Source organism: Streptococcus sp. HMSC067A03 (assembly GCF_001814295.1).
Classification (GTDB): Bacteria; Bacillota; Bacilli; order Lactobacillales; family Streptococcaceae; genus Streptococcus; species Streptococcus constellatus.
Genome location: NZ_KV815682.1, coordinates 101,461 through 118,094, shown reverse-complemented (window position 1 = coordinate 118,094; position 16,634 = coordinate 101,461). Strand labels below are relative to the sequence as shown.

Here is a 16,634-nt window from a genome sequence, read left to right as displayed (position 1 = left end):
ACTTATTTTGCTTCATCTCAAATAAGCTAACTGATTTAGTCTTCAAACTGTTCCTGAACAAATTTCAGAGCGCCTTGTCCATCACGAGTGAGCTTAATATATTGTGCTCCTTCTGTCTTAGCTAATTTGATGCCTAATTTATCTGTCTCGGCCTTCATATCTTCAAAGTTAGAAGCGACTTGAGGAGCCAGGATAACAAGGTCAAACTCAGGAAGCATTTCACGGTGAGCTCCGTAGCCACCAGCTGCTGCTTTAACAGGGACATTGTACTCGGCTGCCGCTTTATTGAGAGCGTTAGCCAAGAGACCACTGGTCCCACCACCAGCACAAAGAACAAGGACATTTATTTCTTCTGTAATATTATTTTGAGCTGGAGCTTCTTCTGCAGCACCTGCTTTTTCAAGAATCGCATCTGCTTTAGCTGTATTGAAGTTAGCCGCAACCTTTTCTTTCAGAGCATCGTTTGATTTACCAGAACGTTCTTCTTCCAGAATTTGTTCATCATAAACCTTGACGAATGGGTAGTAGATGATAATATCCACTACAACCAGAAGAGCCGCAAGGACGAATGACAAGAGTTGGAAGTTGGTACCAAGAACAATTCCCAGAGGTCCAGGGGTTACCCATGGAAGGTTAGCTGAGAAGGAGTTCATGTTCAAGGTATCGACAAAGAATTTGAAAATCCAGACATTGGCAATTGGGGCAAAGATGAATGGAATGAAGAAGATTGGATTCAATACGATAGGAGCTCCAAAGAGGATTGGTTCGTTAACTCCAAAGAAGGTAGGAACAACAGAGGCACGTCCGATAGCCCTGTTTCGTTCTGATTTACAGAGCCACATGAAGAGGAATGGAACAATCAAGGTTGCACCAGTACCACCCATGGTAACGATGAACATTTGTGTACCAGAGGTGATGACCTTATCCGCATGTTGACCAGCTTGAATCAAGTGCAGGTTGGCATCGATATTGGCATAAGTAATGGCTGCAATAGCTGGTTCAACGATTGATGGACCATGGATACCCACAAACCAGAAGAAAGCATAAGCACCAAAGATAAGGGTAATTCCGAGATAACCATCAGCTGCAGAGAAGAGAGGAGCCAGAAGCGTACCGATAGATTCTGCAACAGTTACACCAAGAGATGCTTTAACAATCAGTTCAAAGGCATAAAGGATAACCACTGACAAAGTGAATGGAATCAAGTCCTTAAATACTTGGGAAATATTTGGTGGAACTTCTTCTGGCATACGAATGGTGACATTATTTTTCACACAAACCTTGTAGACATTAACCGTTACAAAGGCTGCGATGAAAGCTGTCAAAAGACCTTTGGTTCCCATAAAGGCAGTCAGGAAGCCACCTTCCTTAGCAGGTTCAGCAGCCATCAGGAGGAAGCCGACCATGGAAGCCAGCATCGTAGACAAGAAGTTAATCTGGTTTGTCGCTGGCAGATCACGATTGACAGAGTCTGTCAGAGCCTTAGCGGTTGTTCCGCCTACAAAGAATGCCAGAATCCCCATCGAATAGCTATAAGGAGTCATAAGGAAAGTTTCAATGTCCTTAGACCAGTGGAAGCCCCAAGCATTTGGCACATAGGCAATCAAGATAAAGATAGATGAAAAGAGGATGACTGGCATACCAGCGATAAAGCCATCCCGAATAGCACGGAGATAGATATTCCGAGAAATCTTCTCAAAGAAAGGCTTCCCTTTCTCAATAAGTCCGATGAGTTTGTTCATTATTTTACTCCTCTTTTGTATAGTTCAATCAAATGGTGCATCATGTCTTTTAGCAAGATAGTAGTCATTAGGTGATCCTGGCCGTGCATCATGGTCACACTGTAAGCCAAGTCCTCGCCAGCAGCTTCTTTTGTCAAGAGACTGGTCTGAGCATGATGAGCTTCAGCGATGCAGCCATTGGCTTCTTCCACCAAGGCATCTGCCTTAGCAAAATCTCCCGCTTCTGCAGCCTTTAAGGCTTCCAACAGTTTGGAACGGGCATCGCCTGCATAGGCTACAATTTCAAAACCAAGTAATGTTACTTCTTCTCTGTTCATGACAGAACCTCCTTTTTTAGTTAAAGTAATCGTTGAATATGTAAAACAAGGTAGACTCGCTCACTGTTGTATACATCTACTCCAGTTTGTTGAGCGACAATCTTGTAAATGGTACTTCCAATTTGATAGGCTTCTGGATAAGTCAGCTTTATCTGACTTTCCATTTCAAGGAGTGACACATTATCATCCCGACTCCTATCTAAATAGTCTAAGAAATAATTTAAGTGAATCATGAAGCGGTCATAGAAGTTGCTGTTTTCAGCCGTTCTTCTAATATCATTCTTCCTTAACTCAGCTTCCACAGCTCCCAGGATTTCCTTTCGCTTATCCAGATGGCTTTGCCCCTCAGGATCAGAATTGCCCTCGGCATTGATAAAGTGATAGGCTATTCGGTTTACCTCATCATCAGGGAAAGTATCTAACAAGCGCTCTCTGTAGATAGTAACTGCTTCTTGAGCGATTTGATAAGGAACTGGATATTTCTCTCTAGCATCTGGAAGAGCGCTGTCCTTGTAGCGTCCCTGTTGTACTGCTTGATAAGAACAGTAGATATGGTCCGTCAAAGTGACATAGATATAATCTTGAACCGGATAGCTGTACTTCCTTGAAAGACTGTCAATCACTTCGTAGGTCACAGTGATGAAATCCAGCGGAACATCTTTGAGAAGACTCACAAAGTTTTCTCTCGATTCCTCCGTTTTCATCCGAAAGACTTTCTCAGCCTTTTCTTTTGGGATAAAATCACCCTTCTTTTTACCAAAAATGATTCCCTTCCCAACAATGACCAACTCTTCCCCCTTTTCATTTCTGACAAGAGCGACATTGTGGTTCATTGGATTTAGAATCCGATACATGGTAACCTCCTTACTTGAATATTCAAGAATTGTGAAAATAAAAAATGACCACAAACACCCTTAGAAAGTTTTTTACCTCTAATTCGTCTGTGATCATGCGTAATCTTAGTTACTAACATTCACCTTTTATTAACTTGTGACTATAGTATATCATAAGGTTAATAATTTGTAAACCCTTTCTTTGAGCTTTTTAAACATTTTTTTCTTTTTTTGGTGATTTTAAACGAAAATCAGTCATTGATAACTCTCCCTAAATGGATACCAATGACTGATCCTATTTTAGGAAATTTCCAGAAGCTCTATTTTATGCAGAAACGCTTACGTTGGATTTTTATTTCCCCCTTCTATTTTAAATCAGAGCTGTTAAAAATTTCATTATAAAATAGCAGAATTAGACTCTTTCTTTCCAAGAAGTCGCTGTTTGCTTAAGCACTTGATTGAGCTCATCAATATTTTGAAAGCCGCTTGTCCGGAGCCATTGACGAGCTGCTTCTTCCCCTTGCTCAATATAGTCTTTGACACTGCCGGCCCAAGTTGCACGGCCGCAAAGCACTCCGTTGAAGTTAGCACCAGATTCGTGGGCAAAGACCAGAGTTTCTTGGAAAAGCTTAGCTGCTACACCAGCGCTCAGATAGATATAAGGAAGATTAGTTGCTTCATCCTGTTGTTTGAAGAAGGCAGCTGCTTCTTCTTTCGTATGCACTACTTCTCCATCGCCAAAGCCTTCTACATATTTCACATTAACCGGCACTTCCACTTTCAGAACATCAATGTTAAAGCGTGGATCAGAGAAGACTTTCATCGCTTCAATAACCTTGCGAGGTTTTACTTTAGCATACTCTGCGCTAGACGCATCCGCAATTTTTTCATCATAAGCCAAGATTTCAAGGAAGAATGGAATATCTTCTGCCACACACTCAGAACCCACACGTTCAATATAGGCTTGCTTTTGTTGGTTGAGTTCATCAGAGCTATCTACATCATAGTAGAGCAAGAACTTAACAGCATCTGCACCTTGTTCTTTGATACGTTTTGCGGACCAAACATCCAGACAGTCTGGCAGGCGTTTGGTGCTGGAAGTATCATAGCCGGTCTTTTCATAGGCAAGCAAGAGACCTGCATTTTTGTCTAAAGCCTTTGTAGCAGGCAGACCGTATTCAGGGTCCAGCAGCATAGAGGAAGCATATGGAGTCAGTTCTTCTGCAACCAAGACTTTGAGTTCTTCCATTTGTTCCACTGTTGGCTCTGTCTCTTGGTATTGAGCCATGAGACGTTTCAAAGCGCCACGCTGGTCAAAAGCCAAAGCTGAGATGATGCCATTTTCGTCAGACAGTTTTTCCATATATTTACGTTTTTGTTCTGTTAATACCATTCTTTATACCTCTTTCACTGTAATTTGATTATATAGAGTGTCGTAGTTAGAGACATTGACATGCCCGGTCATTTTTTCCTGGGCATTGAGCATCCCCAGGACATTTGCCTTTTTCAAAAGAGACTGATCATCCACCTGATGACTTAAGGCAGAGGAGATACCCGCAACCGTAGAATCACCAGAACCAACTGGATTGACTACTTCAATTTTAGGAATATCCACCTTGTAGAAAGTATCCCAATGCTTGGCAAAAGCACCACCTGCCCCGAGCGATACAATAATCCATTCGATTCCGTCAAAAAGCGGTTCCGAAAGAACTTCCTTCAGTTCATTCAAGTCCTTGGAAACTTCCCGGCCTAATAATTGAGACAATTCTTCATTATTGGGTTTGATGGCTGTTGGTTTAACAGGCGATTCCAAGGCTGCTTGAAGTGCAGCACCTGAACAGTCCAGGACTACTTTGTTGCCAAATTGGTGGGCAATTTCAACTAACTGAACATAAAAATCAGTCGGTAACCCCGCAGGCAAACTTCCGGAAATGGCAACTACATCAGTTGCTTTCATCAAAGACCGATAGTGGTGTAAGAAGCCATTCGCTTCTTCTGGTGCAATGGTTGGTCCAGCCTCCAAAATTTCTGTCTGCTGCCCCTCATGGAGAATGGCGATACAGTTTCTTGTATCTCCAGCAATCTCATAAAAGTAGGCTTGAGTATTTTGAGGAAGGTGCTGCAGTAAGAAATCGCCATTGGTGCCACCGATTAGCCCTGTTCCAGCAACATTATCTCCAATTTCTGCCAGAACCCTGGTCACATTGAGACCTTTGCCGCCGGCCGTCTTACTGACTTCTGCCACACGATTGACCGTATCTAATTCAAAGACATCTAAGGGATAAGAAATGTCAATCGAAGGATTCATAGTAACTGTAAGAATCATAAGCCTACCTCACTAGTCGTGGTATTCTCCACGCTCCCATTTTTCAAGAAATTCTTTGAAGAAATCCGGATTGGTCTGATCAGCATTTTGGCTCTCAACATGAGCAATCTTGGCAATCAGTTTCTTGTTTTCTTCACTTGGTTTGTATTCTGCATGAATGAAGGCTTCGATAATATCACACATGAGAAGTTCACCAGTGATTTTACCGCCAAAACCGATAACATTGGCATTGAGTTCTTCTTTGGAATAGAGAGCTGAGGTCATGTCCCGCACCAAAGCTGAGCGGATACCAGGTACCTTGTTTACTGCGTTGTTAATACCTACCCCAGTACCACAGATACAAATTCCCAAGTCTGCCTTGCCACTAGCGACTGCTTCACCGACTTTCTTCCCATAGATAGGATAATGAGTCCGAACATGGTCGTAAGTACCGTAGTCTTGTACTTCATAGCCTTTTGATTTCAAGAAGTCAACAACTGCCATTTTTTCGTTGGTTACGATATGGTCACATCCAATTGCAATTTTCATTTGAATTCTCCTTTTCTTAGCACATCTTGTTGAGCATGTCGACACGGATTTGGTGGCGGCCGCCGTCATACTTGCCATTGACAAAGCCTTTAGCAATGTTTTTCGCCAGGCCTTCTCCAACGATTTCAGAGCCCATCGTAATCATACGAGAGTTGTTATGGCCACGGGTCATATAGGCTGAGCGTTCGTCAGAAACTTCTGCGGCTACCATTCCTTTAATCTTGGTTGCGACCATGAATGGGCCTGCTCCATAAGCATCGATGACAATCCCAAGATTCTCTTCTTGCTTATTGACTTCTGCTGCAACTGCCAAAGTCACATCGACAAAGTCTTGACCATCTTTGGTCACATCCACCACTTCAAAGTTTTCCCCAACGAGAAAATCTTTGACCACATCTTTCAGCTTGCTGTCAGCAGCATCTGCTCCAATAATAATTGCCATGAGCGTTCTCCTTTATTTGATTGTTTTTAACAGAATTGTGTTTAAATAAATCACTATCTGTTTTCTATAATCATAATATACTCCTTTTTCGGTTATCTGTCAACATTTTTTGTTTATTTTAATCAAATATTTTAAAAGATGTGAAAGACAAACAAATAGCCCCGATTCAGGGCTTTCGAATTCCTTATGAAATAACTTTGGTATAGGTTTCCAATTCCTCATGTGAGGTATCAGAAGTCTGATCCGTGATGACAGCTGTAATTTCAGACAAGGGACAGATAGTGGTAAAATCTTCTTTACCAACCTTAGACGAGTCTATGAGAAGATAGGATTCTGTCGAGCGTTCCAAAGCTAGTTTTTGAGTATAGGCTTCTTCAAAAGAGGAAGTCATGATTTGACCATTCTTAATGCCGTTGCCACTAAAGAACATCTTTGTAAAGTACATACGGTCCATGATAGCGTTAGTCATTTCCCCCACAAAAGCCTGGGTGGCTTCCCTCATCTCCCCACCCAGAAGAAAGACTTTAAAGGTATCTGATTTTTTCTTGAGCAGGTCATTAAAGATAGGCAGACAGTTGGTGATCACACGCAGATTTCGGTTGGAAATTTCTTCAGCCAGCACTTCTACAGAGGTGCCCGGACCAAGGAAAATCGTATCCCCATCTTTAATATACTCCACAGCTTTTTTTGCGACAGTTCGCTTTGCTTCAATATTTTTGAAAAGTTTTTCCTCATGGGGAATCTCACGGTATGGTGAAGGTTTATTACTTTTAGCTCCTCCAAATATACGGGTTATTTTTCCTTGTTTTTCCAGCTCAGTCAAATCACGTCGCACTGTCATATCAGAAACTTTCAAACTTTCCATAATTTCTGAAACGGTGACAGAACCCGCTCTATCAACTAATTTTACTAATTCATCCAATCGTTGATTCTTATTCATGGCTAACTCCTTCCTTTTCTCTTTTTCTTCATTATAACTCTTTTTTTGTGAAAACTCCACATATTATGTTTATTTTAAACATAATTTACTCATTATAAAAAGGCAGAGTCTGGATAGGCTCTACCTCTTTTTTTGCTTTGATTTAGATTTATTTCTTTCTAAAGTCCTCAAGAACCTCATAGCCTTTTAACTCAAAGACAAAGGCCCTATCTTCAGCAATGTGAATACCTGGTACTTTGTAGCGTTTATTACTTTCCCAATCTGGCATGATGGTCAAGAGAGCTTCTTTCAGGTTCTTGTTCACCATCTGAACCACACCTTTTCTAACCTTCTTAGACTTGCAGAACTCATAAGCGCCTTTGGTATTGGCATGGCAAACTTGAATTCCCATAACCTTTGTGTCCTTGTTGAAGGCCACAATGACATGACTTGGGTAATTCAGCTCAGCAGCTATGGCCTTACTAAAGGTCACAAAGTTCTTGTTTACAGTCATACTGTAATCACTGGCATTTTTCTCAATGGTAATAACCTGTAAGTCGTAGTCTGAAAATCTCATCACTCTTCTCCTTTAAATACAGTTCGAATCTCCTTCTTCTTCCATAAAGAATCGAGTACAATAAAATCCTTCAGTATACCTGACTTCACTTTTTTTACATAGAGTTTTGGCACAACAGCTAACTTTGCAGATTTCGTTCTTCTTCTCGGTTGAGAGAGTAGCTCCTGTACTAAACTCCAGTCAGAGTCAGATATGATTGAAGGAATTCCATTTCTCAGTCGGTATTTCGGCCGTTCACCATTATTCTTCCGTGTCTTATGACTAAAGCAGTCTACCGTATAGGTTTTCTGCATAATAATCTCACCCTTGTATTTCTCATTCCTAAGAATATTGTTGACAGCAAGGGTAGACCAGTTTTCAAGTCCGGTGACCGTTGGAATATGGTGCTCCATTAACGCATCAGCAATCTCACGCGCAGTCCTGCCGTTCATGTAGAAATCATAGATATACCTTACTACCTTGGCTTCCGAATCATCAATCACGATTTAACCATACTTGTCCTTGGTGTAGCCCAGAAGGTTATGTGTCGGAATAATCGGAATGCCACATTTGAAACGCTCAATAATCGACCAGGTAATTGAAGCACTCTTCTGTTCACTCTCGCCTTGAGCTACTATAGACATAACTCCTAATACCAGCTCACCTTTGGTATCCAGCGTATTTAGATTTATGTCTTCTATTAAAATACCTACTGGACGAGGTAAAGCTTTCAGCTCTCGGTAGATACTGATGAAGTCAAGCTGGTTCCGAGCAAACCGACTGATACTCTTGACCAGTATCAAATCGATTTTCCCTTGCCTACAGTCTTCAAGCATTTTTTGAAACTGCTCACGATGCTTAATGGTAGTACCAGATGCGCCCTGATCAGCATAAATACCAGCCAACTCCCAGTTGGGAGTATTCTGAATCCGTTCCAAATAAGTTTGTTTCTGCAGTTCAAAACTACCTGATTGGGATTCATCAAAAGTGCTCACCCGACAATAAGCTGCCACACGGGTCTTCTGCTCTCCCAAGCTAGCATTCTGCACAACTGCTGGAATGACCTCTACCGTTCTCTCAGATTCAAAGGCATTACGGATACGCTCTTGCTTCTTCGTTAATTTCTTAGAACTCCTTTTGACCATTTTTCCTCCTTTCCAGAAATCTGCAGCTTTATTATAAGAAAAGAAGTGAGGGATTAGAAGCATATCAATAAAATTGTAATTAAGAAAATGAATAAAAAGACTCTGATGAAACTATAAAAGACTCAGAATCACATTTTTAAGAAATACTGACTCTAATTCCTTTTTGTTAAGAAATTGGCATATGGGTTATTTAAAACAATCTATTTTGCAACCTTATCTCTCAAAGTCATTTCTATAGACATAGGAAATTAAATTTTAACATAACCTAGATTAGATTGTATTATTTCACTAATTCCATTATAAGGCTATCTATAATTTTGGTGTTTGTTATGATATCTCCATCTAAATGCCCCTGTTTGCAAGCTTGAGCAATTTGTAAATGAATAGTATTGTTAGCCTCAAATTTAGGAATATTTAATTTATCTAGAACATGCGCTGATATACTTGTTGGATTCATATATGATTGCACGCATTCTGCTATAAGAGAAGAGCTTAATACACCACATAAGTAATAAGCCTTTAACTCATTATCAAGACTAACATACATTACTTTTTCATTAGGCAACAGCATCTTCTTGCCTAACAACGTATCTTCAACTTCACTTACCACCGCACAGATAAACTCTGATGCAATATATTTCCAGACAACTTTATATTTAGAAAATGTATATTCTCCTACTCTTAGTATTGCGTGAAACTCTTTTCTTTGTATTTCTTTTTCCCAACCTGCAAAACCTTTTCGACTATCTAGATTATTCTTAAAATGTTCTAAGTAGCTATAAGTCCTAGGATTGGATTGTTTTAATTCTTCTCCGGAGATTGGCCACATTTTCGTTTCCATAGAATGTGGGCATAGTAAGTATGAATTATATTCATATCTCCACTTTCTTACGTTACTCCCTTTTAACATTGGAAAAATATACTCTGGCTCTATGTCCATCTGTATATCTTCGACTTTTCGTTTTGCTCGAGTTGTAATATTCCTTACTTTCACTAAGTCAGACTTTCGAGAAATAACATCAAGCCAATATACTGCATTCGCACCACCTGTAAATACACCAGTTCTTGCCTGATAGTCATTGCTCCCTAATACTTTTTTTAGTTCATACAATTTATTCTCTTCTGTAGTTAGCCATAATGATGTTAAATCATCTTCAATTGCAGGTACTGCAATTTGAGGTTTAATATTAATCTGACTCTCTACTTCCTTTAATGTAGAATAAGAATTATAGCTAAATCTTTTTAAATTATGTCTCCTTTCCCAAAAATAGTATGGAACTGGGTAAGTATTTCTTTCTCCCTTTTTACAGAAAAACATTGCCGTAGTATTACTTGCATTATCAAATACTTTTATTTTTGATAAATCATCAACCCGTAATACCTTTAATTCAAAAAGGTCTTTAACATAAAAATGTCGAAACCCTACTCCGTTTGATGAAGATTTAAAAACTCCTTGTCTGATTACAAATCCGAGTATGCCACCATATTTTAAAAATCTATCAATCACTCTATAAGTAATTAGAACTGATATATCCTCTTTTGAAAAACTTAGATCTCTACCTTTTGCTGAAAATAAATTATAGTCAATCCACAAGTGTTGATTCAATTTTCTATATTCTTCAGGCATGTACTCCCAATTTACCCAAGGTGGATTACCTGCTACTAAATCTACCCTATCAAGCTCTTCGACAATATTGAGGTCCCTTCTCTTTGAATCTAAGACATTATTTACAAATTCGTTTTTTGATTGTGAACTATCCACTGGGCAATTTAATTTTAATACATCATTATAATATATAGGGATGTGAAATTCTGAATCCAATGAAAGTAAATCCAAAACTGACAATATATAATTTGTTTTAGCAGTTTGTACGGCCAGTGGATTTATATCAAAACCTTTAACCGTACGAATTATTTGTCCTAGGTCTTACCAGCATTACGTTTTAGCTCAATAGATTTAAATATAAAAGTTCCAGAGCCACAAGTTGGATCGACTATTGAAACATCTTGAATGTTAGTATCAATTTCTTTAACTGAGTTCAATAAAGTTCTCTCAGCCAACCAATCTGGTGTATAGTACTCCCCTAAAGAATGTCTAAAACTTTTAGGAACAACAGATTCATAAATTTGTTTTATAAAATCAAAATTATTATTATTTACATTATTGTTTATCTAAAATAAAAGTTCAATACTTTCTTCCATATGATATACTATTAACAGATGACTGTGTCTCTATCATAGGATTACCCACCATGAGTTTATGGAAACAAATCTTAACCGCTTCCATCTATCAGGTCTATATTCTTATATTTATTTTTTCTTACTCTGATACTCCCCCTATACGACAAAAAGCCTTGGAATCAAGGCTTTTCAAAATGGCTTTAGTTCAAAGGTTTCTAGGCTTTCGCGAGCAAAGCTACGCACTCCACATGATGCGTTTGAGGAAATAAGTCAACCGGCTGGACTTTCTTCAGTTTATAACCCAGTTCTTGGTAGAGCTTGATGTCACGCGCCATGGTTGCTGGGTTGCAGGATATGTAGATAATTTTCTTTGGTTCCATACTAACACTGGATTCGATGAAGCTTTCTGTCAAGCCTTTTCGTGGTGGGTCAACCAGAATAACGTCTGGCTTGATGTCTTGCTTACTCCAGTTAGCCATAGCATTTTCTGCTGAATCACAAACATAATGGGTATTAGTAATGCCGTTGATTTCTGCATTCTTTTGGCTATTTTCGACAGCTTCTGGAATCACTTCTACACCATAGACCTGCTTGACCTGCTTAGCGACTGACAGACCGATAGTCCCGATGCCTGAGTAAGCGTCAAGCACCACATCATCTGCTGCCAGCTCGGAAAAGTCAATAGCTGTCTGATAAAGTTTTTCTGCCATCTCAGTATTAACTTGGTAAAAGGCTGGCGCAGCAATCTGGAAGTCATTATTCAGCATGCGGTCTGTGATATAGTCTCGACCGTGAAGCGTTTGCCAGTCTTTTCCAAAAATAGTATTGGTATTCTGATCATTGATATTCTGCATGATGGACTCGATAGCTGGAAAGGCCTCTACCAAACGCTCAATCAGCTGCTCCACTCGGAAAATCTTGGACCTGGTTGTCACCAAAATCACCATGATTTCACCAGAATAATGGCCACGGCGAACAACTAGATTGCGAATGAGACCAGTCTTTTCCTGCTCATCGTAAGGTTTAAGGTCAAAGCGACGGAGCAAGTCACGTGTAAAGAGGATAACTTGGTCAATGACTGGATCCTGAATATAGAAATCTTCAATCGGCAGGAGGTCATGGGAATTTTTGCGGAAAAATCCTGTTTCCAGCTGGCCATTGACACGGCGGACAGGCACTTGAGCCTTATTGCGGTAGCCCAGCGGCTGCTCCATACCAAGTGTCGGCGACACTTCAACATTGGACAAACCAGCAATCTTATAGAGACTGTCTTTGACTTGCTTGCGTTTGAAGGCCAGCTGGGATGGATAGCTCAGATGTCCCAAGTCCGCAATTCCCGTACGCAGATAAGCCATATCAAGATTCTCATTACGCTGGTCTGAAGTGCGAAGAAACTCCTCTACTTTACCAAAGCCGATTTTTTTATTGACCTTGAGAACCCGCATAAGGATTTTTTCACTTGGTAAGGCATTTTCTACAAAGAAAACCAACCCTTCTGCCTTAGCTATTCCTGCACCATCATGACTCAAATCTACAATTTCAACTTCTATCACATCATTCTTTTTTAACATATTTTCTCTTTCTATCTGCTCTGCCATTTCCCAAAAAAAGAAAGCGACAAAATTATCACTTTCTATTATATCATTATCTGAGTCCAAGTTTTGCTAATTTAGTCTTATAAGCTTCAAAATCAACAAGCAATCCTTGACCACCATACATATCATAAGCATCTATCCAATCACCATTTTTAGGAATAGTCATCTTTTCAACACCATTACGAGCATTGGTAAGAGAAGATAAGCCATGTGTTAGTAAAAAGCTATAGGGAATATTTGTCGAAGTTAACGCAAAGACTTTTCCAAGTGCTTCAGATCCTGTAAACAGTTTCGTTGGGTCTTTTATTTGCTGAATAATCGCACTCATCACCTCTTGCTGGCGACGTGTACGTCCAAAATCTCCCTCATCATCTTTACGGAAACGCGCATAATTCAAAAGCGTACGACCGTCCATTCGTTGTTTGCCAACCTTAATCGTCTGCTCTGGAACCACGCCGTCTTTCATATTAAGATCATCCGGCACCTGAACTTCACTCACTTTTTCGCCATTGATAGTTGAAAAGTTCGCATTCATTTCAACACCATTTGGAAAAAGTGTATCAATCGCTGTTGCAAAGGTCGAAAAATCAACCAAGGCATAATATTTAATGTCAATATCAAAGTTATCTTTTAACACTTGGCGTACTAATTCAGCGCCTTGATTCTTATTTTGCTCTCCAATGGCATACGCTACATTTAACTTTTGATCATAACCCGATCCTTGGCTGACTTCATCAATGTGAACGAGCGTGTCCCTCATGAAACTGACGAGTTTCATTTTTTTATTTTTTCCACCGACATTTAAGACCATGATCGAATCTGTCCGCGTTTCAGAAGAAGATTGCCCAATTCGTCCATCTGTACCCAAAATAAGTATATTCACGCCGTCTTTTGTATCTTTCCCATGAAAAATCTCTGTTTGAGCAGCTTTTGCATTTGGATTGCTTTTAGAGGTGTTCAAGCCTTTTATAAACATAAAAAGCATCCCTCCAATAATCAACACCACAAAAAGTGCTAACCAACCTAGAATCCGCTTCACACGTAATTTTCTATGTCGTTTTTCCTTTTTAGGCTTGGGCAGATTTTCTACATTTTCGGTTGTATAGTTTGGTATGCGCTCAATTTTAGATCGTTTACTACGGCGACTTCTTTCTGGATATTGAGGTAATCCTTGTTCAGTATAGCCAAAATTCTCAGGAACCTGTTGGTCAGAAAAGTTACTTCTCACTGCTCGAGCTGGCTCTATTGTTTGGTTTCCTTCTTGCTTGCTAAGAAGATATTGATACTCTTTTTTCTCGCGTTCATTTAAATAATGGATATTTTTGTAAAGATAGTCCAGTCTCAACTGCTCATGGTGGCTGAGATTATCAGATTTTTTACCCATGATTTCTCCAATCTACTTTTCTGAAATGGTATAAACAGTATAATTTCCTAAAATTTTATAAGTAATACCAATTGTTTCTAACTCTTTTATCGCAAATGATACCAAATTCGCTTTTTCATTATTGATATCCACAATGAAAAAATATTCTCCCAAGGCTGTCTTCAATGGACGGCTTTCAATCTTTGTCAAATCAATTCCCCGCCATGCAAAAGTTGCAAGGGCTTTGTATAAAGCACCAGGTAGATTATCTGGCAAAGTTAAAGCGAGCGTCATTTTCTTTTCCTTCGGATACAATGGCAAATCCGAGATTGACTGTCCAAGCAACCAAAAACGAGTGAAATTCTCATCCATTTCTTGAATATCCTCTGCAATAATCTGCAAATCATATTCACTGGCTGCAGTTTTAGGAGCAATGGCTGCATAATTTTCTTCAGGATGTTGAGCCACAAAACGGGCTGCATAAGCTGTGCTAGCTGTTATTTCGATTTTAGCTTGTGGATAATGCTGACGGATATATTTTTTGCCTTGCGCAATTGCCTGCGGATGAGAAAAGATTTTTTCTACTGGCTTATCAGTTGCTGTGACCAATAGCTGTTGTTGTATCGGTTGCACAACTTCCGCCACAGCATAAATGGCAGCCTGATGAAAAAGATAATCCAATGTTTCATGGACACTGCCTTCAATTGAATTTTCAACCGGCACCACAGAATAATCTACTTCACCTGTCTCATAAGCCTTTACAACTTCTGTGATATTTTCAAAAGCAACTAAAGTATCTGCTGGAAAGGCTTCTTGTGCCACATGATGAGAAAAAGACCCTTTCGGACCTAAAAATCCAATTTTCATTGCAACACCTCCACAATTTGTTTCGGTGTCAAAGTAGTCACATCAATAACTTTTGTAGCTACTTCTTCATACCAAGCCTGACGTTGATTAAAAAGACTTTTTAAATCAGCTTTGCTATTGTTCAAATAAAGCGGGCGCTGGTGTTTCTGATCTTCTTCAAGGCGCTGGTAAAGTGTCTCAAAATCCGTTTTCAAATAAATGTTTTCAGGATTTTGTTTTAATAATTTGCGATTTTGAATACTGCTTACGATTCCGCCACCGGTTGAGATGACTTGTTCTGACTGCAGCAATTCTTTTAATAATTCACTTTCTCTTTGTCGAAAAGCTCCTTCACCATACCGCTCAAAATATTCTTTAATCGGCATCTCTAGTTTTTCTGACAAAGACTCATCCATATCGATAAAATTTTCATCTAGCAAGCTAGCAACCGTTGTTTTCCCAGCCCCCATGAAACCAATCAAAATTTTAGGCATGAAGTAAATCCTCCAAATCATGAAAGAAATTCGGATAACTCGTATTGATAGCTTCGGCTCGTTCCAGTTCTACTTGATCATCGTTTACCAAAAGAGCTGCAATAGCTGCCATCATACCAATTCGATGATCGCCAAATGTATTCACTTTAGCACCATGAAGAGGGCTTTCCCCTTTGATGATCATGCCATCCTCTGTCGGAGTAATATCGGCTCCCATGCTATTTAGTGTATCTGCCACAACTTGAATACGGTCTGTTTCTTTTACTTTTAGTTCCTCTGCATCGCGAATCACCGTTTGCCCCTTAGCTTGAGTAGCTAAAAGTGCAATAATGGGCAATTCATCAATCAAGCGTGGGATAATTTCTCCACTAATTTCTGTGCCAACTAATTCAGATGTTTCCACCGTCATAGTTGCAGACTTAGCAATATTGTCTACATCCGCCACACTTAACTTCCCACCCATTGCTTGAATGACATCCAAAATGCCAGTCCGCGTTTCATTGATTCCAACATTTTTCAAAATAATCTTAGAATTTGGAACAATAAGTCCTGCCACCAACCAGAACGCTGCACTAGAAATATCTCCTGGTATTACAACATTCTGTCCTATAAACTCTTGTCCACCCTGAATACGAATTTCCTTATCATTGATAAAAATCTGACCACCGAACTGCTCAATCATATCTTCTGTATGGTTGCGGGTCATCTCTTTTTCAAGAATGACAGACTCACCTCGAGCTTGCAAAGCAGCAAATATCAAAGCAGACTTAACCTGAGCAGAAGCCACAGGTAATGTATAATGAATTGGTTGTAAGGTCTTATTTCCATGAATCGTAAGCGGCGGCAGATCACGATTGGTTTGCCCGGCGATTTGGACTCCCATTTGACGGAGAGGAATTGTTACACGATCCATAGGACGTTTCGATAAGCTATCATCGCCAACCATTGTTGCTGCAAAATCCTGTCCAGCTAGTACGCCTGAAATCAAGCGCATGGAGGTACCAGAATTTCCCATGTTCAGTGTGTTTGTCGGAGCTTTAAGACCAGCAAAACCCACCCCGTGAATCGTTACTACATTGCCATCATTGTCAATCTGAACACCTAAATCGCGAAAGACTTGCATGGTGGATAGAACATCTTCCCCTCGCAAAATATCATGAATCGTTGTGACTCCTTTAGCTAAACTACCAAATATAATTGAGCGATGACTAATAGACTTATCCCCTGGCACATGAATGCACCCTGCTAACCCGTTTGCCTTTGTTCGTAATTGCATAGAAAACCTCATACCTGATCCTTTTTACATATTGTACCATAAAAAAAGGAGGGAAACAAAAGTGAGTGGGA

16 protein-coding genes and 1 pseudogene are annotated in these 16,634 nt (G+C 39.7%); all 17 read right to left on the bottom strand.

What is annotated here, in order from left to right:
• Positions 1–35: 35 nt before the first annotated feature.
• The 17 genes and pseudogenes from HMPREF2963_RS08355 to aroA all read right to left on the bottom strand — a co-directional run bounded on the left by HMPREF2963_RS08355 (position 36) and on the right by aroA (position 16,563).
• Entirely contained in the window at positions 36–1,742 is a 1,707-nt protein-coding gene (locus tag HMPREF2963_RS08355) for a lactose-specific PTS transporter subunit EIIC (RefSeq protein ID WP_070669381.1), read from the bottom strand.
• A complete protein-coding gene (locus HMPREF2963_RS08350) occupies positions 1,742–2,059 on the bottom strand; it encodes a PTS lactose/cellobiose transporter subunit IIA (RefSeq protein WP_002894735.1) in 318 nt (105 codons plus the stop codon). The genes HMPREF2963_RS08355 and HMPREF2963_RS08350 overlap by 1 nt, the downstream gene beginning before the upstream one ends.
• Positions 2,060–2,079: 20 nt before the next feature.
• Positions 2,080–2,913 (bottom strand): PRD domain-containing protein, encoded by an 834-nt coding sequence (locus tag HMPREF2963_RS08345; RefSeq protein WP_003068611.1) that lies wholly within the window; start codon positions 2,911–2,913, stop codon positions 2,080–2,082.
• A gap of 391 nt (positions 2,914–3,304) precedes the next feature.
• Positions 3,305–4,285 carry a tagatose-bisphosphate aldolase gene (lacD, locus tag HMPREF2963_RS08340; RefSeq protein WP_003068609.1) on the bottom strand — a complete coding sequence of 327 codons (981 nt, stop codon included), beginning with the start codon at positions 4,283–4,285 and terminating at the stop codon, positions 3,305–3,307.
• Positions 4,286–4,288: 3 nt separating this feature from the next.
• Positions 4,289–5,218 carry a tagatose-6-phosphate kinase gene (locus HMPREF2963_RS08335; RefSeq protein ID WP_003068606.1) on the bottom strand — a complete coding sequence of 310 codons (930 nt, stop codon included), beginning with the start codon at positions 5,216–5,218 and terminating at the stop codon, positions 4,289–4,291.
• Between the two features lie 12 nt (positions 5,219–5,230).
• Complete coding sequence (gene lacB / locus HMPREF2963_RS08330; RefSeq protein ID WP_070669380.1) at positions 5,231–5,746, bottom strand: galactose-6-phosphate isomerase subunit LacB; 516 nt, start codon at positions 5,744–5,746, stop codon at positions 5,231–5,233.
• A 16-nt stretch (positions 5,747–5,762) separates the two neighbouring features.
• Entirely contained in the window at positions 5,763–6,188 is a 426-nt protein-coding gene (gene lacA / locus HMPREF2963_RS08325) for a galactose-6-phosphate isomerase subunit LacA (protein WP_003068602.1), read from the bottom strand.
• Between the two features lie 184 nt (positions 6,189–6,372).
• Positions 6,373–7,128 (bottom strand): DeoR/GlpR family DNA-binding transcription regulator, encoded by a 756-nt coding sequence (locus HMPREF2963_RS08320; protein ID WP_003068600.1) that lies wholly within the window; start codon positions 7,126–7,128, stop codon positions 6,373–6,375.
• Positions 7,129–7,276: 148 nt separating this feature from the next.
• The gene (locus HMPREF2963_RS08315) at positions 7,277–7,684 is read right to left on the bottom strand and encodes a hypothetical protein (protein WP_003068598.1); all 408 of its coding nucleotides are present in this window, start codon (positions 7,682–7,684) and stop codon (positions 7,277–7,279) included.
• Positions 7,684–8,808, bottom strand: a pseudogene (locus HMPREF2963_RS09685) (recombinase family protein). The gene HMPREF2963_RS08315 and the pseudogene HMPREF2963_RS09685 overlap by 1 nt, the downstream one beginning before the upstream one ends.
• 280 nt (positions 8,809–9,088) lie before the next feature.
• On the bottom strand, positions 9,089–10,696 hold the full coding sequence (locus HMPREF2963_RS08305; protein ID WP_410002517.1) for an Eco57I restriction-modification methylase domain-containing protein: 1,608 nt from the start codon (positions 10,694–10,696) through the stop codon (positions 9,089–9,091).
• A gap of 32 nt (positions 10,697–10,728) precedes the next feature.
• Positions 10,729–10,944, bottom strand: coding sequence for an N-6 DNA methylase (locus HMPREF2963_RS09750; RefSeq protein ID WP_410002516.1), 216 nt, complete (start codon positions 10,942–10,944; stop codon positions 10,729–10,731).
• Positions 10,945–11,204: 260 nt separating this feature from the next.
• Positions 11,205–12,560: a 23S rRNA (uracil(1939)-C(5))-methyltransferase RlmD gene (gene rlmD / locus HMPREF2963_RS08300; RefSeq protein WP_003068589.1), complete on the bottom strand. Its 1,356-nt coding sequence runs from the start codon at positions 12,558–12,560 to the stop codon at positions 11,205–11,207.
• Positions 12,561–12,633: 73 nt separating this feature from the next.
• Complete coding sequence (locus tag HMPREF2963_RS08295; RefSeq protein WP_003068586.1) at positions 12,634–13,968, bottom strand: LCP family protein; 1,335 nt, start codon at positions 13,966–13,968, stop codon at positions 12,634–12,636.
• Between the two features lie 12 nt (positions 13,969–13,980).
• A complete protein-coding gene (gene pheA / locus HMPREF2963_RS08290) occupies positions 13,981–14,814 on the bottom strand; it encodes a prephenate dehydratase (protein ID WP_003068585.1) in 834 nt (277 codons plus the stop codon).
• Positions 14,811–15,287 (bottom strand): shikimate kinase, encoded by a 477-nt coding sequence (locus tag HMPREF2963_RS08285; RefSeq protein WP_070669378.1) that lies wholly within the window; start codon positions 15,285–15,287, stop codon positions 14,811–14,813. Before HMPREF2963_RS08285 ends, pheA begins: the two co-directional genes overlap by 4 nt.
• The gene (gene aroA, locus HMPREF2963_RS08280; RefSeq protein WP_070669377.1) at positions 15,280–16,563 is read right to left on the bottom strand and encodes a 3-phosphoshikimate 1-carboxyvinyltransferase; all 1,284 of its coding nucleotides are present in this window, start codon (positions 16,561–16,563) and stop codon (positions 15,280–15,282) included. Before aroA ends, HMPREF2963_RS08285 begins: the two co-directional genes overlap by 8 nt.
• Positions 16,564–16,634 lie beyond the last annotated feature (71 nt).

Bases quoted from the DNA above. Each gene is read 5' to 3' on its own strand.
- lacD (WP_003068609.1), bottom strand. From the start codon at position 4,285: ATGGTATTAACAGAACAAAAACGTAAATATATGGAAAAACTGTCTGAC.
- rlmD (WP_003068589.1), bottom strand. From the start codon at position 12,560: ATGTTAAAAAAGAATGATGTGATAGAAGTTGAAATTGTAGATTTGAGT.
- lacB (WP_070669380.1), bottom strand. From the start codon at position 5,746: ATGAAAATTGCAATTGGATGTGACCATATCGTAACCAACGAAAAAATG.
- HMPREF2963_RS08335 (WP_003068606.1), bottom strand. From the start codon at position 5,218: ATGATTCTTACAGTTACTATGAATCCTTCGATTGACATTTCTTATCCC.
- HMPREF2963_RS08315 (WP_003068598.1), bottom strand. From the start codon at position 7,684: ATGAGATTTTCAGACTACGACTTACAGGTTATTACCATTGAGAAAAAT.
- HMPREF2963_RS08355 (WP_070669381.1), bottom strand. From the start codon at position 1,742: ATGAACAAACTCATCGGACTTATTGAGAAAGGGAAGCCTTTCTTTGAG.
- HMPREF2963_RS08350 (WP_002894735.1), bottom strand. From the start codon at position 2,059: ATGAACAGAGAAGAAGTAACATTACTTGGTTTTGAAATTGTAGCCTAT.
- HMPREF2963_RS08295 (WP_003068586.1), bottom strand. From the start codon at position 13,968: ATGGGTAAAAAATCTGATAATCTCAGCCACCATGAGCAGTTGAGACTG.
- HMPREF2963_RS08345 (WP_003068611.1), bottom strand. From the start codon at position 2,913: ATGTATCGGATTCTAAATCCAATGAACCACAATGTCGCTCTTGTCAGA.
- aroA (WP_070669377.1), bottom strand. From the start codon at position 16,563: ATGCAATTACGAACAAAGGCAAACGGGTTAGCAGGGTGCATTCATGTG.
- HMPREF2963_RS08320 (WP_003068600.1), bottom strand. From the start codon at position 7,128: ATGAATAAGAATCAACGATTGGATGAATTAGTAAAATTAGTTGATAGA.
- lacA (WP_003068602.1), bottom strand. From the start codon at position 6,188: ATGGCAATTATTATTGGAGCAGATGCTGCTGACAGCAAGCTGAAAGAT.
- HMPREF2963_RS08285 (WP_070669378.1), bottom strand. From the start codon at position 15,287: ATGCCTAAAATTTTGATTGGTTTCATGGGGGCTGGGAAAACAACGGTT.
- pheA (WP_003068585.1), bottom strand. From the start codon at position 14,814: ATGAAAATTGGATTTTTAGGTCCGAAAGGGTCTTTTTCTCATCATGTG.